The organism is Nitrospira sp. (assembly GCA_029194675.1).
Lineage (GTDB): Bacteria > Nitrospirota > Nitrospiria > Nitrospirales > Nitrospiraceae > Nitrospira_D.
The window spans coordinates 1,075,051-1,098,602 of the sequence record JARFXP010000001.1 but is presented as its reverse complement, the minus strand read 5'-3'; the positions used below and the strand labels follow the sequence as shown (position 1 = coordinate 1,098,602).

Sequence of the window (23,552 nt, the reverse complement as noted above, 5' to 3'; positions counted from 1 at the left end):
AAGGATCTGCATGAAGAGAAAAAGACAGGATGAGCGGGTGACCGTCGGGGTGATCGGAGGAAGCGGACTGTATGATATTGAAGGGCTCACTTCCGCTCGGTCCATCCGAGTCCGGACACCCTTCGGGGCTCCTTCCGATGCGATCACCGTCGGCTTGCTTGACGGAATTCAAGTCGCATTTCTTTCACGGCATGGGCGGGGGCATTTGTTGAATCCGAGCGGGATCAACTACCGCGCAAACATTTTCGCGCTCAAGTCTCTGGGGGTGTCTCATGTGATTTCGATCAGTGCGGTCGGCAGCATGAAGGAATCAATTCACCCGGGCGACGTCGTTGTGCCTGACCAGTTCCTCGACCTCACAAAGCGGCGCGTCTCGACATTTTTTGACAACGGAGTCGTGGCGCATGTCGCCTTCGGCGAGCCGATTTGTGCCGAACTGGGACAGGCTCTCCTGGCGGCTGGGGAACGGGTCGGCGCCAAGTTGCATCGCAGCGGGACCTATCTCTGCATGGAGGGGCCGCAGTTTTCGACGAAAGCGGAATCACGACTCTACCGGCAATGGGGCGTCGATGTGATCGGCATGACCAACATGCCGGAAGCGAAACTGGCGCGTGAGGCGGAGCTCTGTTACGCGACCTTGGCGCTGGTGACCGATTATGACTGCTGGCATGAAACGGAAGAGGCGGTCACGGTGGAAGCGGTATTGGGGACGCTTCATCGTAACGTGGCTCTAGCCAAACAGATACTCCGCGTGGTGGTGCCGTCCTTCGTCGATCCGAGAGACTGCCCCTGTCATCGGGCATTGGACAATGCCATTCTGACGGCGCCGAACCGAATTCCTACAGCTGTTCGGAAGAAGCTCGCCGTGCTTATTGACCGTGCGCTGGCACCGAAGAAAGGAGTCCGTTAGTCATGGGGAAACTGTTGGTCGTGGGATCGGTTGCACTCGATACGGTCAAAACCCCTTTCGGTGAAGGAACCGAGATTCTTGGAGGGTCGGCCACCTATTTCTCAACGGCGGCCAGCTTCTTCACGTCGGTCGCACTCATTGCCGTGGTTGGAGATGATTTTCCCCACCAGCATATCGCGTTTCTCAAAAACCGTGGGATTGATCTCACCGGTCTGGAACGCCGCCCAGGGGCGACCTTTCGCTGGAAGGGGGAATACACGCACCAATTGAACGAGGCGCATACCTTGGATACGCAGCTCAATGTGTTCGAAACGTTTCGCCCTCAGATCCCGGAGGCCTATCGTGCGCCGGACGTGCTGTTCCTGGGCAACATCCATCCGGAGCTTCAGCTCGATGTTCTGCACAAGGTGAAACGTCCCGCATTGGTAGCCTGCGACACGATGAATTTCTGGATCAACGGCCAGCGCGAGGCGCTTTGGAAGGTGTTGGAGAAGGTGGACATTCTGATCATCAACGACGGTGAGGCGCGCGCACTCGGACAGGATTCCAACCTGGTAAAAGTGGCGAAGCTCGTGCTTTCACGAGGACCCAAGCATCTCATCGTCAAGCGGGGCGAGTATGGCGTGCTCATGTTCAACGAAAAGCAGATTTTCGGCGCGCCGGCTTTTCCGCTCGAAGACGTCCGCGATCCGACCGGTGCCGGAGATACCTTCGCCGGGGGATTTCTGGGCTACTTGGCGGCGACAGGAAACCGGTCTCCGGAGGCCATGAGACAGGCCATCATCTTTGGAAGCGTGATGGCGTCATTTACCGTAGAATCCTTTAGTCTTGACCGATTGCGCATCCTGGATTACAAAGAGATTCAGGCTCGGTTCGTCGAGTTTAAGCGGCTCACGCATTTTGAGGATGTTCAATGACCATGCGCGATCGGCGGTTCCATCGGCGGCCAGAATACCATCTCCTGGTGTGTGTAGGACTCATAAGTACGTTGGGAGGGTGTGCGAACGACAAGGAAGTGCTGCAAAAATCGCAAGGGTATTATCAGGAGGGTGTCGCCAGCCTCCCTGGGGATCGCCAAAAGGCTTTTGTCTCGTTCCAGAAGTCAGTCCAGTTGAATCCGGCCAATAAGGAGGCGCGGTACGCACTGGGACATGTGTACGCGCTGCAGGGCAAGTTGTCCTACGCGGAAGAGCAATTCCGCGCGGCGATCAAAATCGATGAAACCTATTCTGAAGCGCATACGTATCTGGGGCAAGTTCTGGCCAATCAGGATCGGTGGGACGAGGCGATCCAATCCTATCAGCAGGCCCTGGCGAATCCCCTCTATCCGACGCCGGACTTGGCTCGATATCATCTCGGTCGCGCACTGGCACACCAGGGCGATCTTCAGGGTTCGATGGAGGCGCTGGAAGATGCGGCGTCCGCAAGCCCACCAAGTGTTCCGCCTGCAATGACTCATCTTGAGCTTGGTCGGGTGTATTATAAATTGGGTTATACGAACAGAGCCCGGGAAACTTTGAAGAAGGTGGCCACCTTGGATAAAGGTGGAGAGCTGGCGGAAGCGGCAGCGGCACTCTTGGCGCGATTGAAGTAGGAGACTTATGGAGTCAGTCGGCGAATTCTTCAGGCAAGTCCGAGAGACCAAAGGGTTGACCGTTGATGAGGTGGCGTCGAAAACCCGCATTCGCACGGATTTCGTTAAGGCACTTGAGGACGGTAATTTCGCCAAGTTACCCGACCAAGTCTTCGCCAAGGGGTTTGTACGTTCCTACGCCCGATCGCTGGGCTTGGATGAAGAAGATGCGATTCACCGCTTTATCCAATCGGCGGGTTCCTTTTACGAGAAACAGGACGAGCGTGAACGGCTCAAGGTGCGACAGATTGAAGAAGACCGGAAGCGTCAGTCCAATCGGAAAGCGGTGACGATCGCGATCAGTATCGCCGTACTGACGCTGATCTTTCTTCTCAGTCGAGAGCAGTCGTCGGTCTTTCGGCGTGGGGCTCCTGAACAAGGGCCTGCGACGAAACGCACGACCCAAGCGGCGAAAGAGGTTCCGGCCTCAACGGCCCGTGATCCTGAACGTACGGCAGGGGTTCCGAAGCCCACCGAAACACCCGCCGGATCGGCAAAGGCGACCGAGGCCCCACCGCGACAGGAACCTATCACACCTGCAGGCGCAGCCTCTCGATCAGAGCCGGAAACGGTTTCTACAGCGTCGACGGCCGCTCCCGGTAGTGATGGTCCGTTAGCTGGCATCGGCCTGAACGCAACGGAGCGTTTTGGGGACGGTCAGTTGGTGTTAGACTTGGAAGCGACGGAATTGAGCTGGGTCGTCGTGCAGATCGATAACGGGAGTCCTCAGGAGTCGTTGTTACGACCAGGCGAAAAAGCCCATTGGAAGGGACAGGACCAATTCATCTTGACCCTTGGAAACGCCGGAGGAGTGAAGGCCGAGTTAAACGGCAAACCGCAAAAGCCGTTCGGACCGAGCGGCAAAGTTGCCCGCGACATTGTTCTGAAACGATAGCACCACGCCTCTCCAATCATATTCGGTCAAGCTGTCCGTGCTTGCCTTCCGGTCCTAATCTGCTACAAATCCGATCAAGCGTCGCCTGGGTGGACCTTTGATTTTCAGATGGATGTTCACGGCCACATTTCCGGATGCCGCAGCTAACGGGTATTGTATCGTTGTCAATGAGGCGTGGAGGGTGTAGCTGAGGCGCAGAGGCGCCACGAAATCGATGAAAATGTGGAATGGGCTGCAGTGAACCACGTAAATACCGACATTCTCTTGCCTGTTTGTAAGTTGGTGTTGGTATGAGGTTTGATCTCCATTTATTTATGTAACAACAAGACGCGATGAGCGATGGGGTGAGGGGTGTTTTCTTGACAGGAATTCAGAGGCGTTGGTATAGTTCGTGCGTTTTACTTGGCTCTTGAAAATCATGAAGACAAGTCGGCGGCCTGGAGTGTCACTCAGGCTCGGTGGGTTCAACACAAAGGAGGACGTGTGATGGGGTATCTGTCCAAGTTTTTAGGGGTCACTGCAGCAGTTGTATTTCTCTCGGTCGCAGTGGTTGGGGCTGAAGAAAAAGATCCTTTGAAGCCTCGTGTTCCGCCCGATCAAGCAGCGGACGCAAAAGCTCTGAAGAATCCGGTCGCTTCCAGCCCGGAGAGCATCGCCAAAGGCAAGGCGCTTTACGAAGGGAAGGGCACCTGCTTCAATTGTCATGGCAAGGCCGGAGATGGCCAGGGCGAAGCCGGGAAGATCCTGAACCCAAGCCCACGGGATTTCACCAATTGCAAGTTCCACAAGAAACGGAAGGATGGCGAACTTTTCTGGGTCATTAAGAACGGCAGCGCCGGAACGGGCATGGTTTCCTTGATCCCCGCCGCGATCACGGAAGAAGAAGCCTGGGCGATCATCAACTATGAACGGAGCTTCTGTAAGGCCGAGTAGTCTCTGAGAAGCTTCCGGTGAGTTGTAAGAACGGGGTGGAGAGGCAACTCTCCACCCTCTTTTTTTCCCGCCGACACGTCTGCCCCTCTTGTTTGCTCGGCTAACCCCGCATATTTCCTCACACCAAGAGGCAATGGGCTTCGGGCCATCTCAGCCCCCCAGTTGGGGGGATCACACAGATAATCGTCTAAATGGTGCCTAGGGGGATTGCACCACAGACATAAAAAAGGGTAGAGTCCGCGCGTCAACCCAGCGTCGCAAGGCAAACTCAAACGAGGTGGCAACCACCAAGAGCCGTCGGTTTTTATAATTTAGGAGGAGCGACTATGTACAGCCTATGGCCGTGGGTGAAGTGCCGGATAGGAGTGGCAACAGTAACGCTTGTGCTAGGGTCAACAGGAATTATTTCCAGTACTGCCACTGACAGGAGTTACGCCGGAGATACCGCCCCACCGCCAGGCGTCGTGGCAGCAGACATCGAATACAATGGTCACATCGCTGTGAATGGGGAACCTGTCACGGTGAAAATTGAAACTCCGAATAAGAACGGCTTGATGGTCTTCGACGGTACAGCCGGCCAGCGGATCAATATCGGCTTCAGCGGTGTCATGCTCACACAGTTTCAAGTTTCAGTCTATGGGCCGGATGGCGGGGTGATACCCAGACGTGTCCCCGCAGTAAGGAACTACTATGCGACTATGGGCGAGCGGCCGATGTCTTCACAGACAAAGGTGTATACATCCATGAAAGCCTACCAGTTTGGAGCCGATTCGGGGGCCACGATCTCTTCCAGCCAGATGAACGGCGCTAGCATTGATCTTGAGGAATTGCCGGTGACAGGGAGCTATACCATTTTCTTCGACCCGCTCAGTACGTATACCGGGAGTTTCACGATCACAGTTTCAAGCGAGTTGGGCGGCGACATCACCCCTCACGGTGCGGCGGTGCCGGTCAACATCAGCCGTACCGGTCAGAAGGCCCGCTATACATTCTCGGGAGAAAGTGGCCAAACGGTGAGCTTGCAAGTGAGCGATGTGACAATCCGAAGCGGGTACGTCTCTGTTGTTAATCCGGATGGAAGTTTGTTAGGCAAGCCGATCTCGTTTGTCTCTGGGAGTGCTGTGGGTGCTATGATTCCAGGACAGGTCCTTCCGGCTTCCGGAACCTATGCAGTCCTGGTTGAATCGGATCTGAGTTACACCGGGAGGCTCAAGCTTGCGCTTTATAACGCCCCAGAACTGACCGGTACCCTCATGATCGACCAAGGGAACGTGACACCGACGCTGACGGTGCCGGGTCAACGGGCGCGCTATACATTTAACGGGACGGAGGGGCAATGGGTGAATCTCGGTCTGACGGGGGTGTCAATTCCCATGGCTTCTGTGGCCATACTGAAACCGGATGGCAGTAAGTGGGAATCGACCACAGTTGGTCCAAGTGGCGGCAGTCTCGATCCTTTGACGGCTCTGCCGGAAACGGGGACTTACGCCATTACGGTGGAGCCGGTTAGTAACTATACCGGCAGTATGACGCTCGGCCTTTCCTCTCCCATCACGGGTACTATTGCGATCGATGGAGCCTCAGTGCCGGTCAATCTGACCAAGGTGGGCCAGACGGCGCGCTATACCTTCAATGGCAACGCTGGGCAATGGGTGAATCTCGGGCTTACGTCAGTGAGCATTACATCCAGCGCGGTCACGCTTATGACGTCGGATGGGACCATCCTAGCCTCAACGGGTGTGGGTACGGCTGGCGGAGGTCTCGAAGATCAAAACCCCTTGCCGACCACCGGCACGTACACGGTTGTCATCAACCCTGTCGGCAGCTACACCGGCAAAATGACCTTGACTCTCTCAACCGAGGTGTCGGATTCATTAAAGGTGAATGCGGCCCCTCGGCCGATCACGGTCAGCCGAGCCGGCCAAAATGGACGCTATACGTTTACAGGTACGGCGAGCCAACAGGCCACGATCAAGGTCACCAATAATAAGCTCGGCAACGTGACCGTAAACCTCTATAGCCCGAATGGTATCCTGCAAGCCGGCATGACGAGTTCAGAGTCAAGCTTTACCCTCAACCCTGTCACATTGGCTTCAGCAGACACGTACACGGTCACCATCAATCCTGCGCTGACTGAGACGGGCAGTATTCAACTACAGGTGAGTAGCCAATAGGAGCCGAGTTTCTGCAGGGGTGAGTCATCGCCTCCGTCGAGACCGTTGCAGAGCGAAAGAGGGTGGGGAGACAAAACTCCCCACCCTCTTTTTTTGTCGCGAAACGACGACGGTTCGAATGAAGGACGGTCAAGACGTCAGTGACGGTGGGTCACACGGGTGCTGATGTAAAAGAGAAAGTGGAGGGTCTGGCAGCTGCCGAGGGGTGTCGGATGGCAAGAACGAGCCTCCATTGTTCTTCACGCTTGTCACCAGCATTCCGATGGAAGATACTGTGCCACGCGTTGATCAGGACATGAGAGGCCATGAGCTACTCTTTACTGCGTTATGCCCACTTGATCGGCTTGATGCTGATCGGGTCTGGATTAATCGGTGTCTGGATCTCGGATATGCGTTCACGGAACGTGCGCGACCTTATTCGCTTCGCGGAAGCCGTTCGGAGCATCGTGGTCTTCTATGATGGCGTCGTGGTGCCTGGTGCCATCATTCTGTTTATATCAGGCGCGTGGATGACGGCGGAAGTCTGGGGCGGGTGGGGATTCATGCAGCATCCGTGGCTGGCGGGGATGATCGTGCTGTTCGTGCTGGAATTCGTCGAAGGGAACACCGTGACGCGGCTCTACTTCATGCGACTCCGTCGCCTGACGGGTGAGGCGTTGAATCACGGAGGCGTGACGCCGGACCTCACTCGTGCTCGACAAGAGCAGGTGCCGACGTTCACCCATTTCTTGGACCTTCCCATGCTCTTGCTCATTGTGTCGCTTGGGGCCATCCGGCCCAACACCTGGACTCAATTTATTGTCGGTGCGATCTGTGCGCTGGCCGTTGCGACGGCACTGACCATCTGGATTCCTCGCCTCTATCCGTGGGTCCCGCCGACATACGACAAGCCGAACTAGCTGCGGTCTCGCTCGCAGGGAAAGAGGGCGGCAGGGAGTGGCGTCTGCTGGGGGATGTCGAACGGCAAAGCGGAATCTGTGTATTTCTGCGCCATGCTGATTCAAGATCCGACCCCATGATTGCCACGCATTCGCATGAGGATTCTCGCAGGGATGGGATCGAATCGAAACTTGGCTTTACCGGTAGGCGAACACGTCCATCTGAATGGACTTGATCGGCTTAGCCTCGCCGTGCACCATGCGACGAACTCGTTCCGTGGTGTCCCGACTGAACACCGGTTCGCCACAATGAGCGCAGATGGTTGCGGGGATCTGCTCAACCCGCACGGGCCTGCCATCGATATCAAAAACCTCGCTCACAAGTTCCTGACGGCTCTCGGTCTTCCCGCACACATGACAGTGAAACATGGCTACCTCCGTCGGGAGTAATCATACCATTCTGCAGGGTCAGGAGTGAGGGTGCCATTATGCTCGAGGAAAACGGCCGGAAGGCGTGGTTGGGGATGTAGAACAGCAAAGCTGAATCTGTATTCCTGCGCCATGCACGATTCAAGACCCCAAATGAGAATATGCGATCCTATTTTATAGTTGCTCACGGAGCTGCAAATTTCCAAGCTCTTGACGAGATCGGGCCAGCGGTCAGGAGGGTGAGGCCGTCCCAGTCCAGCAGATGGCTCTCAGTTGGCTGCGCCCGGTCTCGCTGCCCGCGACGTAATCGACGTATTGGATTCTGGGCAGGCGAATGTGAAAGTCATTTAGATTCCCCCCTTGGAGCAACACCGGAACGATTCGATTATGTGGGCGATGATCCATGGCCCACGCGAGCTCGTCCTGGACCCATTCCGACCTCGCAGAGCTTGGCGACACAACAACGAGAAACCATTCACTCGAATTTAAGCCTTCCCTAATACTACGCTCATACAGTGTCCCTGCGCGAATGTCAGTTCTGGAGTACCAGATCTCGATTCCTAACTGCTGGAGCTCCGGGACCAGCTCATTCTCGACGAAGGCACGATCTTCTGTTGCGTGGCTTATGAACACCTTGGCCATCGGCTTAAACCTCTCTGCCCGTGCGAGTCGCGTCTTTCGGGCTGGCTCGCAGAGTTGAATATGGCGCCACCTAACAATGTTTAGGACGATCTGCATAAAAAAGAGCCGGATCCGCCAAGTTCTGTCCGTATAGCACGCCGCGAATCTTTGAGCAATACGCAATAGCCGTTGCTGCTCCAATGAGTTGCGATTGGGAAGAAAGTTTGGGGTGGGACTTGTCTTCTGCATTGCGAGAGCCGGTTCGATCCTCGGGGTAACCCCAAATGGCCCAGTCCTCACAAGTGATAATTCCCTATTGACATGCCTTTGGGGCAAGTGATCGTGAGGTTGCGTAGGATAGGAGTTCTGTTTCGGCGTTTAAGGGGTACGAATTTCGATGTCGTCCAGGCGAAAGCTCACAAAGTCCCGCGCATTGAAGGTGAGTAAGGTCTTCACTCGCGCGGCCCTAGCGCAAGCGGCGATCACCCAATCATAGGTCCGACCGCCTGCTATGTCGTGGTCGGCAGCCTCTCGGAGCAGCGGCCGAAAGGCTTTGTTGTCCAAGCCCACGAGTGTTCCGACGTTAAGAAAGCTGGTCTCGATCAGAGCGATCGCGTCCTTCGGCGACAGTCGATGGGGCGGCGGGAGTCTGGTGAGTACTGCGTAGGCCTCGATCAGAGTTGGCGTGGCGATGACCAGAGATTCCCGCTCCGCAAGTCGGCGCTCCATTTCCGTAATGGCTCGCTCATGGTGCTCATGCCAGGTGCACACCGTGGCGACCATGACGCTGGTGTCGGGGAGAAAACTACCCATACATGGCTAGGAGACTGCTCTTTCGCGAGTGAGCTGCCGGCGTGTCCGCTCGACGGTCTCGCTTGTGAGTTGCTCGGTCGGCTGATCTGGCATCGCGACAAGGAACCGGCCACGTTTCTTCAGCTTGACGGGAAGCGGTGCCGGCTCGATTTCAATCAGTCCCTGCCGCCAACGAATCTCCAGCTCGCTGCCTGGCTGTAGTCCGGCTTCCCGTCGTAGTTCCTTGGGAATCACCAAACGACCGGCAGCATCGATGGTGGTTTTCATGGTATTGATTTTACCATTCATTTCACCATCATGCAAGCAGGACCGTGTGACATTGCCTATGGGCTTATTGGGAGAACGGCTGTCGCATGAGTCTGGCAAGTTAGGGCATTTCGGAAGAGCTGAGCGAAGGCAGCGCGGTCAGGACGAGCGAGGCGGCCGCGTCGTCCGGTTTGAGCGAGGGAAAGAGCAATGGCCGTTGCTCTTCATTGAACTGAGACTTCGCTGCCCAGGCGACTTTCTGACGCACGTAGCCGGCGAGTTCACCGAGGGTGACTGTCCCGTTCCGGTTGGTATCAGCCTCTCCTCGGAGTCCTCTCAAGAGGTAGTAGGTAAACAGACTGTGGCGGTGCTGGTCGTCTTCCAGTCCCTTCGTAAAGTCCTCGCCTCCGATCAGCCCGAGCGCATTGTCTCCCCCAAGTTCCCAACGGGGTGAAGCGGTCTTGATCTTGGCATTGTCTGGAAGTCTGGACACCATGCCGTCAAACAAGAAGATGACATGTTTGGCCTTGAGCTTGGTGAAGACTGACTCAATCTCATTGAGCGGGTAGAGTCTGGCAAAGTCCGCAGCATTGCCGTCATAAGGGGTCAGCAAGATGTCGCCGGCTGGTGTCACCATCGCCTGTCCTGAAAAATAGACGATTACGACGGCATTCTTGGCCGCATGCAATGGGAGCCACCAGGACAACGCCTTGTTGATATCGGCACGGAGCGCCTCCTGATCTTGCAACAGCCGGATGTTGGACGGGGGTACGCCACCGAGCGACTGAAAATAGGCGGCGACGGTCTCCGCATCCGTCGGGGCGTAGCGGCGGGGTGAGAGCTTGGGATCGCGATAGGCGCCGACCCCAATAGAGACAAGGTAGGTCAGAGGCTGGTGAAAACCCAGCGCCGGCGCGGGAATTGGGTGCACGTTGTCCGTACCGGCACCGGCCGGCTGAATGGTCAACGAGAGGGTTTGGGGCGGCGCCGCGGCTCCTCCTGTCTCAACCACGGTGACATGAATCTCGGCCTGTACTGCCTGGACAGTCACGGGCAACGTCGCCATGAATTCCAGGGATTTTGTTTGGCCGGGCGGCAGAGGCGGGATCTTCAAGCGGGTCGTGGGGAACCGTTCGATGACCGCCGAAGTTCCGGTGAGCGAGGCGGTAGCGTTTTCAATCAGCTGTGACCCTGTATTGACGACATCCACACGTACCCGCACATGCTCGCCTGCTTCAAAAATCAGATTGCTGTTCTCGTCGAGGAGCGTTGCCTTGAATCGAAGGTTCGAAGCAGTGGAGGCAGGAGGATATGGGGTTCCTGAGGGTGCCGATCCTGAAGAGCTCAAACCCTCTATCGGCATGGGATTCGGTTCGACCGAAGATGAGGGAGGCTGGCCGGCTACAACTTGCCGGGCATACAGAGAGACATGTGTCGCAAAATCGATGGCGGCGTCGCGGATGAATGGTTCGATGATGTAGTTGCAGTTCTTCGAGAGCTGTTCGAGTCGCAACCGTTCCCGACGGGCAATCTTGATGTCCGTTTGGTGGAGCAACGCTCCCGTTCGATCGTGGATACGAGCGATTGCGTTGAGCTGTAGGACGGCAGGGGCTCGGTCGTACAGTGCCTCCTTATTCAAGTCAAAGGACGAATCGACCCGGTCAACTTGAATGACATAGTCGGGTGTGGCGGTGTCACTGGTGCCTTCGTCAAACGTGGTCTTGAACGTTTGATGAATTCCTTCCCGTAAGGCCTCCTGCAGTCGATCTCCCAGCGGAATATCCTGGAGCTGTCCACAGGAATCGCTGTAGCGAATCGTCAGGGCTTGGATCGATGGGGGAATTTCCAGCTTGGCACTGGCGGGTAACGGCTCCCCCAGCGGTGGAAATTCCAGGTGTTTGACGCAAGCGGCAAGAACGAGGAGCGCACATCCGATCCATGCCCCTGCCGCTTGCCCTCTGCGATTGAGCGGGTTTCCTAGAAACAATGTCTAGCCCTATGTCAAAAGCCCCCTCGGACCGTCCGTCACCGTACTGGAAACATCAAGCGAAAGCAATCGGCCGGCAGAGGTAGAGCAAGGTCGGAATCGACCGGGAGTTATTCATCGGTCTTCCTGATGGCGGAAGTCATGAGAGAAGCGGACTTTTCCTCTTTGAAGCCTATTGAAAGAGTAGTGTAATATGGAGTGTTCGATCATGTGAAGATGCTCGTTCCCAATAGCACTCTCGATGAGAGTCACATCCTGGAGGAATTCAGTTATGGCAAACTGGAGTCAGCAAGCGACGAAGATCCTTCTCGGCAGCGGACTAATTGTATGGGCTCTATCCGGCAGTGGATGCGTGTCATCCGCATCAGCTGCAGGGGTCCCTCCAGCATGGGCTCAAGGCTTTTCGGATATCGTGAAAAAAACCACCCCGGCCGTTGTGAATATCGCGGTGACGGGTGGGGGAGAAGGGAGCCGGAGGCGAGGAGGGGTTCCTCCCGGTCCATTCGGGGCCCCTCCTCCGGGGGATGAGCCGGGAGGAGGAGAATTGCCGACCCCTCCGCCGATTCCGCATGGTCCACCCACGCCGCATGGCCGCCCTGATCAGAGTGCGGGATCCGGAGTCATCTTGGATTCCAATGGGTTCATCGTGACCAATAATCACGTCGTAGAGGGAGCCACTCAGATTACTGTGACCCTCAGCGATCGGCGCGAGTTTTCGGCGAAGGTGGTGGGTACAGATCCGAAGACGGATTTGGCGGTCGTCAAGATTGACGCCAAGGATCTGCCGTCGCTGCGGTGGGCTGAGTACGAAAAGTTACAGGTGGGTGATCTTGTGCTGGCGGTTGGAAGCCCGTTTGGCCTGAGTTCGACCGTCACGCTCGGCATCATCAGCGCCCTTGGGCGTGGGAATGTCGGAATAGCCGACTACGAAGATTTCATTCAGACCGACGCGGCGATCAATCCCGGAAATTCGGGCGGGGCTCTCGTCAACATGAATGGAGATCTGATCGGTATCAATACCGCGATCTTCTCGCGAACCGGGGGATCGGAAGGGATCGGGTTTGCGATTCCCAGCAGCATCGCTCTCGACATCGTGGAGAGTCTGCAGAAAACGGGCAAGGTCGTACGCGGATGGATGGGCGTCGCGATCCAGGAAATTACGCCGGCCTTGGCGAAATCGTTCAAACTTCCAGAGCAGCGGAAAGGTGTGTTGATCAGCGATGTCAATGAAAATGGCCCTTCCCATGCCGCCGGCGTAAAGCGAGGCGATGTGGTCGTGGCATTTAACGGTAAGGAGGTTCAAAGCGTCAGCCAGCTGCGCAACCTTGTCGCAAGAACGGTGGTGGGAAAAGACGCCCAGATCAAAGTCTTGCGCGAAGGCAAGGAACAACTGCTCGTCGTGAAGGTGGCCGAACGCCCGTCGGATGAAATACTGGCAAAGAAAGAACCGGCGCCGCCGAAGGAGTCGGGAGAAACGATGAAACTTCCTGACAATGTGCTCGCGTCATTGCGTGTCCAGACGCTGGATAACGCGTTGATGAGCCAGTTGAACATTTCCGCGAAGACGGCCGGAGTGGTCATCACGTCGGTCGAGTCTGGTGGACCGGCAGAGGCAGCCGGACTCCAGCGTGGCGACGTGATCCAAGAGGTCAATCACGAGCCGATCAAGACGCTCGGCGATTATCAAAAGGCCGCGGAAAAGATCAAGAAAGACGAACTTGCGGTGCTGTTGGTCAATCGACAAGGAAACAGCCTGTTTGTGGCGATTAATCCGAAGTAGGAAGCGTAGGGGCATCTGTTGATCTGTCAATCTGTTGATTGCCGGAAGCCCGATCGTCAGATCATCAGATCGACAGATTCCGAAACTTACGAGGCTGCGTGCTGAACAAGCTGAACCGGTGGCTGCAAGATTCGGTCTTCAAGCCGCTGGAAGACAAGAAGATGCCGGTCATGGAGCACCTCGTAGAGTTCCAGGTCCGGCTCACACGTGCGGTGATCGCTCTGGCGGTCCTGTTCATGGGGACGTTTTTCTATGCCGATACCTTGGTCAAGTGGTTGCGGGTTCCGCTCCAGAATATGTTCGTGCCGAGCAAATTGACCTGGGAACCGACCGATTTGCCGACGGTGCCGTTTGTCTTCCTTGCGCCGGCGGAGGCACTCTGGCAGAACGTCAAGGTAGCGGGCCTGTTCGCTATCGTGCTCGCCATGCCCTATCTTTTGTTTGAGATCTGGAGATTCGTCGTTCCTGGACTTCACGTTCAGGAGCGACGGTTTGTCGGGCCGTTCGTCTGTGTGAGCGCATTGGCGTTCTACGCGGGGGCCGGATTCTCATTTTTCTTCGTGCTTCCATTCGCCTTGAATTTTTTGATTTCGTACGGAGTGAACGCCGGATTCGTGCCGCAAATCTCGATCGCTCAATATGTCGGGTTTGCCCTGTGGTTCTTGATGGTCTTTGGGCTGATCTTTGAAGTACCGTTGGCCATCACCCTCATGGCCAAGTTGGGGTGGGTCGATGCGCCGTTCCTGATTCAGTATTGGAAGTGGGCGCTGTTGGGATCATTTGTCATTGCTGCGATTCTGACTCCGACGCCGGACCCGTTTAATCAGACGCTTATGGCCGGACCCATGTTTCTCCTGTACTGGGTCGGCATCTTCGGTGCAAAGTGTTTTGGCAAGAACACATCTGCTGAAAGTCATCAGGCCGGTATTCCGACAGTCGCCATGGCTGGGGCAGGGGTTGGAGGGGCTGCCTCAGGTATGTCCATGTCGAAATCTACCGGCGATGACTATGTCAGCGTTCCCGGAGGACGACATCACTAACGACGAGGGCGATCGACGGCAATGGTCGCAGAAAAGAAATCTTATGGCACGTGAACTCAACGTCATCAATAACGGAAGCGGAGATGGAGATGCCTGCACCTATATGTGGGCGTGCGCCATCTGCGACGAGAACGAGCGGTGCCAAAAGGATAAGGAAGGCCATAGCCGATGGCTGGTCGCCAAACGGATGGAGCGCATCGAGCACAAAGTCCTCATCATGAGCAATAAAGGAGGTGTGGGAAAAACCACGTGCACGACAAACATCGCGGTGAGCCTTGCGCTCAAAGGATGGCATGTCGGTATCTGTGACATGGACATTCACGGCCCCAACATTCCGAAAATGGTCGGTGCGGAAGGTCAGAAGCTTAAAATCAGCACCTCCGGAGGGATTATTCCCTTCCAAGCGTACAATTTGAAGATTGCCTCGATGTCGTTTCTGCTGCAGAACTCGGATGATCCGATTATCTGGCGCGATGCCTACAAGTACGAGTTCATCAATCAGCTGCTCGGAGGGGTCGATTGGCAGGATTTGAATTTTCTCCTGATCGATCTTCCGCCGGGAACCGGGAACGAGTCGGTTACGACGATCGATCTGCTCGGCACGGTGAGCGGTGCCGTGATTATTACCACGCCACAAGAAGTGGCACTCCTTGATTCCAGAAAATCCGTCACGTTTTGCAAGGACAGCGAGGTGCCGATCATCGGGATCGTGGAAAATATGAGCGGGCTCGAATGTCCGAACTGCCATACTCATATTGATGTCTTCCGGAAGGGCGGTGGCGAAGCGTCTGCGCTCGACATGGGAGTCCCGTTTTTGGGGCGGATTCCGCTCGACCCGGACGTGGTCACACAGTCCGATGCGGGTGAGCCCTTTGCGCTGTTCAACTCCGACCAGCCGACGGCCGAAGCGTATCACCGTATTGCCAATCAGGTTGAAGCCTTCTGTAAAAAAGGCGCATCGTTGGTGAAAGTGGGGCGGACAACGACGGGATTGCTGAAGGGAGACAGTCAGTGAAAGCCGCGGATGCCATGACCGGATTGACCCAACTCTACGATGCGCAACAGGTGGTACTCGATGCTGCGCCGGTGTTGGGTCTCGAAAAAATCTCGATTCTGGACGCCTTGGGTCGTGTCCTGGGTGAGGACATCGTCGCTGAGCGAGATAATCCGCCGTGGGATAACTCAGCCATGGATGGGTTTGCCGTCAGATGGGAGGATATCAAGCAGGAGCAAGCCATTCGGCAACCAGTCACTCTCTCGGTCATTGAGGATGTTCCCGCCGGTAGGATGCCGTCAAAAGCAGTTGGTTCTGGTCAGGCCATCCGGATCATGACCGGGGCGTCAATCCCCCAAGGGGCTGATACAGTCCTGAAGGTCGAAGATACGGAACATACACCTGATTCGGTCCGCGTGTTTAAGGCGGAACCTAAAGGAGCCAACATTAGACCACAGGGGGAGGACGTCAAAAAAGGAGACCGCATCATCGCGAAAGGGACCAGAATCCGTCCCAGCGAGGCAGGAATGTTGGCGATACTCGCGAAGTCGTTTGTGTTCGCCTACCAGCGGCCGCGAGTGGCGATCCTTTCGACTGGTGATGAGTTGGCTGATTTGGACGAGCGGTTCAGCGAGGAGAAGATCATCAATTCGAACAGTTACGGAATTGCCGCGGCTGTGCAGGAAGCGGGGGGCATTCCGTTATTACTCGGCATCGCGCGCGATACCCCGATGGCCCTCAAAGAGAAGATCTCCCATGGGTTGAATGCCGACATGTTGGTGTTGTCCGGCGGGGTGTCGATGGGTGATTATGATTTCACCAAAGCGGTGTTCCGTGAACTCGGCGCCGAGATGAATTTTTGGAAACTCGCCATCCGACCCGGTCAGCCGTTGGTCTTCGGCAAGATTCAGGGAAAGCTTGCCTTCGGTCTTCCAGGGAATCCGGTCTCATCGATGGTGACCTTCGAGCAATTGGTGCGACCGGCATTACTGAAAATGAGCGGGTGTCGGAGCTATGGCCGTCCGGTGGTTCAGGCCATGTTCCAGGAACGATTTTCCAAGCGGACCGATCGGAGGCATTTCCTGCGCGGCATTCTCACGCAGGAAGAAGGTGTGTTCAAGGTCCGAACGACCGGAGACCAGGGCTCTGGTATTCTCACCTCTATGGTTAAGGCGAATTGTCTCATCGATGTGCCGGTGGCAGTTGAGCGTCTGAATCCCGGCGACGAGGTAGCGGTTCAGTTACTGAGCGGCGAAGCGTGGCTCACCTCGACTGAGCATGGGAGTGCCGGCGGGCATCGGTTGTCCTGTTGCTAGAGAAGGAATCATTGGTCACTGGTCATCGGCCACTGGAGAAGCTCACTCTCGCTTCCCACGCCCAATGACTATTGACTGATGAGTGAACATCCTCATGTCTATTCCGATCGTCTCTTTTATCGGCCGGTCGAACAGCGGTAAAACAACCTTGATTGAGCGCATCATTCCCGAGTTGGTCAAGGCTGGATACCGTGTGGCGACGGTTAAACATACCGGCCACGGGTTTGATCTTGATACGGAAGGGAAGGATAGTTGGCGCCATAAACGTGCCGGTGCCGGTAGTGTTGTGGTGGTAGCGAAGGGCAGCCTCGCCCTGTTTGCCGATGTCTCCGAACAGCTGAAGGTGGAGGAAGTGCGCGATCGTTTCTTAGACGCCTCCTATGATCTCATTATCGCCGAAGGGTGGAAAAGCGAAGGGTATCCGAAGATCCTCATCGTTCGTGATCAGCTCGGTGAAATTGCGTACTCTTCCGACGGCCTTCTCGCGGTAGTCTCCGACAGGACACTCGATCTTCCTGTGCCTGTGCTGCATCTGGACGATGTGGCCGGGGTCGCCGACCTCTTGATCAAGCAGTTCCCTCGTAGACGCCGGGAGCATGAGCTGGAAGTCTAAGGCCACGCTCGTGCTGAGCCTTGGTGCCGGAGCCTTGGTTCTGGGTGGAATTGCGATTCCGTTTACAGACCAGCCGACATTCTGTGCAGGATGCCACACGATCGCCCCTGCCTATGAGAGCTGGGCCAAGTCTTCCCATAAGGAAGTCACCTGTGTTGCCTGTCACGTAAGACCTGGGGTTCAAGGCTGGTTATCCGACAAGGTCTTGGCAGGAGTCGGAGATCTGGCTATCTACGTCTTCGGGACGCCGACCGATGCACACAATCTCAAGGCAAGAGTAGATTCCGGAGTCTGTCTCGGTTGCCATCGTCACATCCTTCGTGTGTCTGAAACGGCGCCGCGCGATCTTCCGTCGCCGGTGAAAGAGGTGGGCTTAGTCATGAGCCATGGCCGACACATGGAGGCTTTCAGCGCCCGTGGACGGGGTGAAGGATGTACGACGTGTCATTCCGGTGTCGTGCATGATGAACCCATCAAGGGGTATCCCATTGTCATTCCACGGGGACATGTGTCGGCCGACAGCAAGCCTTGGTATCCGCCTCATCCGGAAGGCTCCTATCTCCGCGCGAGGGCGCTCAGCGACTGTTTCCGTTGCCACGATGGGAAGACGCAGCATGGCGGGAAAACGTTGGACCGCAAATGCGAGACCTGCCACCTCCCGGAGAAGGTCAGCGGCGCTTTGCTATTCAACTAATCGTTCGTCAACGTGATGTCCACTCCAGTCCTGAAAGTGTCTGAACTGACCAAGCGGTTCGGCGACTTTACGGCGGTCAATGGGGTGTCCTTTGAGATCAGGCCGGGAGAAATTCTGGGGCTGTTGGGGCCGAACGGAGCCGGGAAGACCACTACCATACAGATGCTCTTGGGGCTCGTCACCCCCACGGCCGGCTCGATTCACATGTTTGGTCTGGATCTTTCGACTCATCGTGAGGAGATTCTGCAGCAGGTCAACTTTTCGTCTACTTACATCTCCATGCCCCAGTCGCTGACGGTCGAAGAAAATTTATGGGTTGTGGCGCGGCTCTACGGGATTTCGGATATCGCTCGGCGCGTCAACGACATCGTCAAAAAGCTGGAGATGGAGGAGTTCCGCGGTAAGATTACCCGCAAATTGTCGTCTGGTCAGATGACGAGACTCACATTGGCGAAAGCGTTTCTTACCGAACCGCGCATCCTCTTTCTTGACGAGCCGACGGCGAGTTTGGATCCTGATATCGCGGACAAGATCAGATCGTTGCTGAAAGAAGAGCGGCGATCATTCGGCTTAAGCATCCTCTACACGTCACATAACATGCGCGAAATGGAAGAAATGTCGGATCGCATCATTTTTCTTCAGCGGGGACGCATCGTGGCGGAGGGAACGGCGCAAGACATTGTCGACCGATTCGGAAAGGCCGATCTGGAAGAGGTATTCCTGAAGTTTGCACGGGAGCCAGGACAGTCATCATCGTGACGGACGTCTTGATCGATAGTGTCTCCGGATTCCTTACGGGAGGGCTTGCACTCAGCGCGGTCTGGGGTCTGTTTTGGTCGGCGATCAGCCTGGTCGGTCTGAGCCGACGTACGTGCAGCTGGCGTATCGTCCTCATGAGTTTGACGGGAGGTTTTGTGCCGCTTGCCTTGGCGATCATTCTTGTGTGGTGGATGGGGCACCTTGAACGTATGACGGCTGTGTTCGCAGCGGGACTCATGGTGATGCCGACGGTGTTGGCGGGCCTTTGGTTACGGCGTATGCCCGACGGACAACGGGCAGGGACGCACCTGGTCGCGGGGATTCGGCATCTCATGGATGACCTGCTTGGTGTACATCAGGGATGCGGGGGCTGCCACGAGGGACATGATCATGTCCCGCATTAATCATGAACACTTCTGCTGTAATCGCCGATCCGCTGTTCCGACGAGCCTGCGGCCGGCGGGCTCGCCCCTCGGACCCTCGACGTACTGCACGAGTACGCCTCAGGTCCTCCGGGCTCCGCGCGCCGGTCTCACGACGCGGCTTGGCGATTTCGCGACGAACTGTCATGCATAATGCGGGAAGGACCTGCCGATGAAACTGCACCGCATCACGGCATTGGTCGTCAGGCATTTGTACCTCTACCGACGCAGTTTGCCCCGCATCATGGAAATCTTTTACTGGCCTTTCCTGGATCTCGTGATCTGGGGGTTTATCACGCTCTATCTCGCTCGATACCAAAGCCAGGTTCCTGGATTCGTCACCTTTTTTTTGGGCGCCTTGATCCTCTGGGACATGTTGTTCCGATCGCAGCAGGGAGTCACCATTTCCTTTCTCGAAGAGCTCTGGGCGCGTAACTTGATGAATCTGTTCGCCAGCCCGCTGAAACCAAGCGAGTTTCTGACCGCCACGATGGCCATGAGCGTAATGAAGGTGACGATTGTCTCGATTGTCATGGCGGGCTGTGCCCTCCTGTTTTATTCGTATAATATCCTGATCGTCGGGGTATGGCTGATGCCGTTCGTACTCAATTTGGTCATTACGGGCTGGATTATCGGCGTGTTTACGACCTCACTCATCATGAGGTTCGGACAAGAGGCTGAAGTGCTCGCCTGGAGCATGGTGTTTCTCTTCCAGCCGATCTCCTGTGTGTTCTATCCCATGGAAGTGTTGCCCACGTGGCTGCAGATGATTGCGATGGCGAATCCGGCAGCCCATGTCTTTGAGGGCATGCGGACTGTCTTGGGTGCAGGCGCATCACCCCTTGGGGACCTTGCCTGGGCGGTGTGCCTGAACGGGGCATTGCTCGTCGGCGTCGTCGCATGGTTCTATCAGACGGTTGCCTATTGTAAAGACCAAGGGCTCTTGGTTCGAGTCGGGGAGTAAGGCGGGGAGTATGGTTGTAATTGTCGAATCCCTGTGCTAGTCTAGCTTTGGCTCGTGTCGCCCTGGGTCTCGGCGATGCCGAGTTTCTATTCAGAAGAGACCCACAATGCCGATGTTGCCTTGTCCGGGAATCTTGTCGGAAGTCAGACCTAAGTCGCTGCATCGATTGCGTCTTCGGCCCGCTCCTTCCCCGTTCCTCGTGTTCAAGACAATGTCATTATTTTAAAGGAGGAACCCCGATGGGTTCGAAGATCTATGTCGGTGGGTTGCCCTATTCGGCGACCGAGCAGCAATTGAGTGACTTATTCGGAGCCCATGGCGCAGTGGCCTCGGCGCGGATCATCACGGACAAGTTCACCGGCCAATCCCGTGGATTCGGCTTTGTGGAAATGTCGTCGGATTCCGAGGCGCAAGCAGCCATCACCGCCCTCAATGGGTCGGATATGGGTGGCCGGACTTTGACAGTCAATGAAGCACGTCCTCAAGAACCGCGTACAGGCGGCGGGGGGCGTGGTGGATTCGGCGGTGGTGGCGGTCGGAGCGGAGGCGGCGGAAAGCGCGATCGCTGGTAATTGATCGGTCAGCACGGAGCACATTGAAGGGGTTGCCATGGAAAGTGGCAGCCCCTTCTTTCTTTGTGAACTGAGCGGGAGGATAAGAGATCGGAGCCGCTGGTACGTATGTCCGATCCCTATGGCCGTGACAAAACATGAATGTTGCCCAATCGACCATAGAGCCGGCTGAGTTATCCTCCTTCTCATTTCAGAGAAGCCCTGTGCTCGTCGTGGAGAACTTTTGGTCGTCAGGAGAGCGGCAATTCTTTCGAGAAGCAATGAATCAGACTGTCTGGAAAAGCCTTTCCGATCTACCGAACGCTCGAGAAGACTTTCCGAATTCCGGCAACTGGGCAAAAGCTGAAATCGGCTCGGGGGAGGGGCAGCGATTTCTGTCGAGGCTACAGCTCCCCTGCATTCGAGACCATATCGAATCTTTCCCGAATATCATCGGGCGTCATGTGGGATTCAACTACTACTCGTATTCCGCCGGCGACTGCCTCTTGACCCATGACGACACGGATCAGGGTCGTTTCGTAAAGGGCCGTCGAGCCTTGCAGCGTCGGATCGCCGTCGTCACCTACTTTCATGAGGAATGGCAGCCCGATTGGGGGGGTGAATTGATCATCTACGAGCAACGAGCGGATCGCACCGGAGGGCCTATCAATCTGACGCCGACCCACTGTATCGAACCTCGCCCCGGATCGCTCGTCATGTTTACCGTCCCTCGATACCACCGAGTCTGCCGCGTGGACCCAACGGCCGGTCAGCATCGGCGGTTATCGATCGCCGGATGGTTCATGACGGAACATGCATAGCAGATGAGCAAGTTACGGTGGAGATGAGGGGATACCAGGTTCAACCGAACCAATCGGTGTCGTTGGCGGCGCATGGCCGCCTTTCTACTGCAAGGGTCGGCGCCGGTTGTGCGAGTACGTTTTTCACGAGGGCGATCAGGCGGTCACGCTCGAACGGCTTCGCCAAGAACGGGAGTGTTCCCCGCCTGATCCCATGACTGGCAAGTTCCTTATCAGGATTCCCCGACATTAGGATGATGCGGAGACCGCTCCGGATCATGGTTGCGCGAACCGCCAGTTCATGACCGTTGACGTGCGGGAATTGGTTGGAGGGTGGGGTCAGCTGAAAACCCGGTGGAGGTAAGACCAGGTCTGTGAGCAATAGATCGATCGGTCCTTGATGCTGTGTGCAGATCTTGAGAGCTTCCGAACTGCCCTCTGCTCCGAGCACCCTAAACCCCGCTTCTTCCAGCAAGGCTTTGCAGAGTCTGATGATCGAGAGTTCGTCGTCGACGACGAGGATGGTCGGCGAAACCTCTGATGATCGACCCCTCTGATCCTCCATGTGGGTCCTCCCGGTCCCATCATAGTGCTGAACATCCTCCAGCGCGAGGAAAAGTCATTTCCGCACGTAGTCGAATCTCTACCGCTGTGATAACGGACTTGAGCGAGTGTATGGCGTCTGGGCCGCAGCGAGTTACGCTCGCTGATGTGTGAGCTGTTGGCCGTGGGCGCTCAAGGGGGCCAGTAAATCGGAGACATCTAGGAAAGCCAGTAAAAGGATGGCATTGATGCGCGCCAATGCCCCTGGCGCCTACCAGCAACTCTGTGTAATGATGTCTGCGGTTTCGCCGGCAGTTGTCTTGATGGAGGAGTATGCCGGGAATGGAACTGGCCCAGGAGCGGCATGGTGCAGCTCATGGCGGCAGACCTCACATTCCATTTCTCGCCAAAGCCTCCGCGCAACGATCGGACTAACTTGTCTTGCCTTTTGCCGATGGAGCGGCTATACAGACCTAAGGACTATCGCCCAGGAACTTTTATGCAAGGCGCGCAACATCAAATTCTGTCGCTCGTTGAGCAGAAGGCTCGGGAAGTGGCGTTTACCGTTCTTGCCGAAGAAACTCGCGTGCATCTCTTTGTCTTCGGTTCCCACGCGAGTGGGAGTGCATCACCCCGATCGGACATTGATGTTGGGATCGACATCGGCCATGTGATTGCGCCGGAAAAATTGGCAGCGTTGCGGGAGGCATTTGACGAGTTGCCGATCCTCCAGAAGGTGGACGTCGTCGACTTCTGCGGTCTCGAAGAGTCGTTCAAGTCTGTCGCGCGCCAGCACACGATGACGCTCTATGACCGACAAGCTGCATAACCTGTTGCGACTGCTGGATACGGCTCTTGTTCGATTGGAAGGGGCGCTGACACAGCCGGTCAATGAGTTTGTGCGGGATTCTGCGATCCAGCGTTTCGAGTTTACGTTTGAATTGTTCTGGAAGAGTTTGAAAGCCTATGCTGAGCAAACAGGGCTGGAGGCGTATTCACCGAAAGACAGTATTCGCACGGCGTTCCAATTGGGCGTGATCCCGGAGCATTCAGACTGGTTTCACATGCTGGAAGACCGCAATCTCACCAGCCATACCTACAATGAAGCCAGGGCAGAAATCATCTACTCTCATTTACCCGGATATTTACGACTCCTTCGCCAAGCGCATGTCGAGCTGACGCGTCGCATAAGCCAATAGGTGCCCGCATTGAGAGAGGAACACCTCTGACGACCGCTCAATGCTGCGGATGGAACTGGCCCAATGCGGCATGCCCGCAGATTTCAAAATGCCATTTCACACAATAGAGGGTATTCGTTGCATAGTCATAAAACCCGCGAACGGTCTTGATGAACGGGGTGGTGCTGTTCATGGGAGTAGCGAAGTGGAGCCCCACGGCCTGACAGCCGTGGTCCCTGGTGGTTCTTCGGCGACACCTCGCCGAAGTGTGTCCTCCTTCGCCAAAGCTTCGGAGGACATCGTTGCGCATTCCTCCACGGGTTCACAGCCGTGGCTTCCTGCATAGGCGGGTGAATCGGATCGCGGCCCGCAATGAGGG

Annotated in this window: 26 protein-coding genes; 20 read left to right on the top strand and 6 right to left on the bottom strand. The window is 56.1% G+C overall.

What is annotated here, in order from left to right:
- Nucleotides 1-10 precede the first annotated feature (10 nt).
- The 7 genes from mtnP (at nt 11) to P0120_05140 (ending at nt 7,444) form a co-directional block, all read left to right on the top strand.
- On the top strand, nt 11-910 hold the full coding sequence (mtnP, locus tag P0120_05170) for an S-methyl-5'-thioadenosine phosphorylase (protein MDF0673721.1): 900 nt from the start codon (nt 11-13) through the stop codon (nt 908-910).
- Between the two features lie 2 nt (nt 911-912).
- Entirely contained in the window at nt 913-1,827 is a 915-nt protein-coding gene (locus P0120_05165) for a PfkB family carbohydrate kinase (protein ID MDF0673720.1), read from the top strand.
- Nucleotides 1,824-2,504: a tetratricopeptide repeat protein gene (locus P0120_05160; protein MDF0673719.1), complete on the top strand. Its 681-nt coding sequence runs from the start codon at nt 1,824-1,826 to the stop codon at nt 2,502-2,504. Before P0120_05165 ends, P0120_05160 begins: the two co-directional genes overlap by 4 nt.
- A gap of 7 nt (nt 2,505-2,511) precedes the next feature.
- Nucleotides 2,512-3,438: a DUF4115 domain-containing protein gene (locus P0120_05155; protein MDF0673718.1), complete on the top strand. Its 927-nt coding sequence runs from the start codon at nt 2,512-2,514 to the stop codon at nt 3,436-3,438.
- Between the two features lie 486 nt (nt 3,439-3,924).
- Nucleotides 3,925-4,371 (top strand): c-type cytochrome, encoded by a 447-nt coding sequence (locus P0120_05150; protein MDF0673717.1) that lies wholly within the window; start codon nt 3,925-3,927, stop codon nt 4,369-4,371.
- A gap of 326 nt (nt 4,372-4,697) precedes the next feature.
- Nucleotides 4,698-6,545 (top strand): hypothetical protein, encoded by a 1,848-nt coding sequence (locus P0120_05145; GenBank protein ID MDF0673716.1) that lies wholly within the window; start codon nt 4,698-4,700, stop codon nt 6,543-6,545.
- A 305-nt stretch (nt 6,546-6,850) separates the two neighbouring features.
- Nucleotides 6,851-7,444, top strand: a complete 594-nt coding sequence (locus P0120_05140) for a DUF2269 family protein (GenBank protein ID MDF0673715.1) — start codon at nt 6,851-6,853, stop codon at nt 7,442-7,444.
- 177 nt (nt 7,445-7,621) lie between these two features.
- On the opposite strand, the gene P0120_05135 is transcribed toward P0120_05140, so the two are convergent.
- The 4 genes from P0120_05135 to P0120_05120 form a co-directional block, all read right to left on the bottom strand.
- The gene (locus P0120_05135) at nt 7,622-7,852 is read right to left on the bottom strand and encodes a YgiT-type zinc finger protein (protein ID MDF0673714.1); all 231 of its coding nucleotides are present in this window, start codon (nt 7,850-7,852) and stop codon (nt 7,622-7,624) included.
- A gap of 999 nt (nt 7,853-8,851) precedes the next feature.
- Nucleotides 8,852-9,286, bottom strand: a complete 435-nt coding sequence (locus P0120_05130) for a PIN domain-containing protein (GenBank protein MDF0673713.1) — start codon at nt 9,284-9,286, stop codon at nt 8,852-8,854.
- 6 nt (nt 9,287-9,292) lie between these two features.
- Nucleotides 9,293-9,574 carry an AbrB/MazE/SpoVT family DNA-binding domain-containing protein gene (locus tag P0120_05125; protein ID MDF0673712.1) on the bottom strand — a complete coding sequence of 94 codons (282 nt, stop codon included), beginning with the start codon at nt 9,572-9,574 and terminating at the stop codon, nt 9,293-9,295.
- A 79-nt stretch (nt 9,575-9,653) separates the two neighbouring features.
- On the bottom strand, nt 9,654-11,519 hold the full coding sequence (locus tag P0120_05120; protein ID MDF0673711.1) for a caspase family protein: 1,866 nt from the start codon (nt 11,517-11,519) through the stop codon (nt 9,654-9,656).
- 271 nt (nt 11,520-11,790) lie between these two features.
- On the opposite strand from P0120_05120, the gene P0120_05115 reads away from it, so the two are divergent.
- From P0120_05115 to P0120_05065, 11 genes are all read left to right on the top strand, one after another.
- Nucleotides 11,791-13,299 carry a Do family serine endopeptidase gene (locus P0120_05115; GenBank protein MDF0673710.1) on the top strand — a complete coding sequence of 503 codons (1,509 nt, stop codon included), beginning with the start codon at nt 11,791-11,793 and terminating at the stop codon, nt 13,297-13,299.
- Nucleotides 13,300-13,397: 98 nt separating this feature from the next.
- Nucleotides 13,398-14,339, top strand: coding sequence for a twin-arginine translocase subunit TatC (gene tatC, locus P0120_05110; protein MDF0673709.1), 942 nt, complete (start codon nt 13,398-13,400; stop codon nt 14,337-14,339).
- A gap of 43 nt (nt 14,340-14,382) precedes the next feature.
- Entirely contained in the window at nt 14,383-15,354 is a 972-nt protein-coding gene (locus tag P0120_05105) for an Mrp/NBP35 family ATP-binding protein (protein ID MDF0673708.1), read from the top strand.
- A complete protein-coding gene (locus P0120_05100) occupies nt 15,351-16,649 on the top strand; it encodes a molybdopterin molybdotransferase MoeA (protein MDF0673707.1) in 1,299 nt (432 codons plus the stop codon). Before P0120_05105 ends, P0120_05100 begins: the two co-directional genes overlap by 4 nt.
- 94 nt (nt 16,650-16,743) lie before the next feature.
- The gene (gene mobB, locus P0120_05095) at nt 16,744-17,262 is read left to right on the top strand and encodes a molybdopterin-guanine dinucleotide biosynthesis protein B (protein ID MDF0673706.1); all 519 of its coding nucleotides are present in this window, start codon (nt 16,744-16,746) and stop codon (nt 17,260-17,262) included.
- The gene (locus tag P0120_05090) at nt 17,246-17,956 is read left to right on the top strand and encodes a cytochrome c3 family protein (GenBank protein ID MDF0673705.1); all 711 of its coding nucleotides are present in this window, start codon (nt 17,246-17,248) and stop codon (nt 17,954-17,956) included. The genes mobB and P0120_05090 overlap by 17 nt, the downstream gene beginning before the upstream one ends.
- A gap of 15 nt (nt 17,957-17,971) precedes the next feature.
- On the top strand, nt 17,972-18,715 hold the full coding sequence (locus P0120_05085; protein ID MDF0673704.1) for an ABC transporter ATP-binding protein: 744 nt from the start codon (nt 17,972-17,974) through the stop codon (nt 18,713-18,715).
- Entirely contained in the window at nt 18,712-19,119 is a 408-nt protein-coding gene (locus tag P0120_05080; GenBank protein ID MDF0673703.1) for a hypothetical protein, read from the top strand. The genes P0120_05085 and P0120_05080 overlap by 4 nt, the downstream gene beginning before the upstream one ends.
- A 190-nt stretch (nt 19,120-19,309) precedes the next feature.
- The gene (locus tag P0120_05075) at nt 19,310-20,101 is read left to right on the top strand and encodes an ABC transporter permease (protein ID MDF0673702.1); all 792 of its coding nucleotides are present in this window, start codon (nt 19,310-19,312) and stop codon (nt 20,099-20,101) included.
- Between the two features lie 239 nt (nt 20,102-20,340).
- Nucleotides 20,341-20,673, top strand: a complete 333-nt coding sequence (locus tag P0120_05070) for an RNA-binding protein (GenBank protein ID MDF0673701.1) — start codon at nt 20,341-20,343, stop codon at nt 20,671-20,673.
- 260 nt (nt 20,674-20,933) lie between these two features.
- Entirely contained in the window at nt 20,934-21,473 is a 540-nt protein-coding gene (locus P0120_05065) for a 2OG-Fe(II) oxygenase family protein (GenBank protein MDF0673700.1), read from the top strand.
- A 40-nt stretch (nt 21,474-21,513) separates the two neighbouring features.
- On the opposite strand, the gene P0120_05060 is transcribed toward P0120_05065, so the two are convergent.
- Entirely contained in the window at nt 21,514-22,017 is a 504-nt protein-coding gene (locus P0120_05060; GenBank protein ID MDF0673699.1) for a response regulator, read from the bottom strand.
- Nucleotides 22,018-22,359: 342 nt separating this feature from the next.
- On the opposite strand from P0120_05060, the gene P0120_05055 reads away from it, so the two are divergent.
- Nucleotides 22,360-22,824, top strand: a complete 465-nt coding sequence (locus P0120_05055; protein MDF0673698.1) for a nucleotidyltransferase domain-containing protein — start codon at nt 22,360-22,362, stop codon at nt 22,822-22,824.
- Entirely contained in the window at nt 22,805-23,194 is a 390-nt protein-coding gene (locus P0120_05050) for an HI0074 family nucleotidyltransferase substrate-binding subunit (protein ID MDF0673697.1), read from the top strand. Before P0120_05055 ends, P0120_05050 begins: the two co-directional genes overlap by 20 nt.
- Before the next feature lie 37 nt (nt 23,195-23,231).
- Here P0120_05050 and P0120_05045 read toward each other — a convergent pair whose 3' ends face one another.
- Nucleotides 23,232-23,366, bottom strand: a complete 135-nt coding sequence (locus P0120_05045) for a hypothetical protein (protein MDF0673696.1) — start codon at nt 23,364-23,366, stop codon at nt 23,232-23,234.
- Nucleotides 23,367-23,552 lie beyond the last annotated feature (186 nt).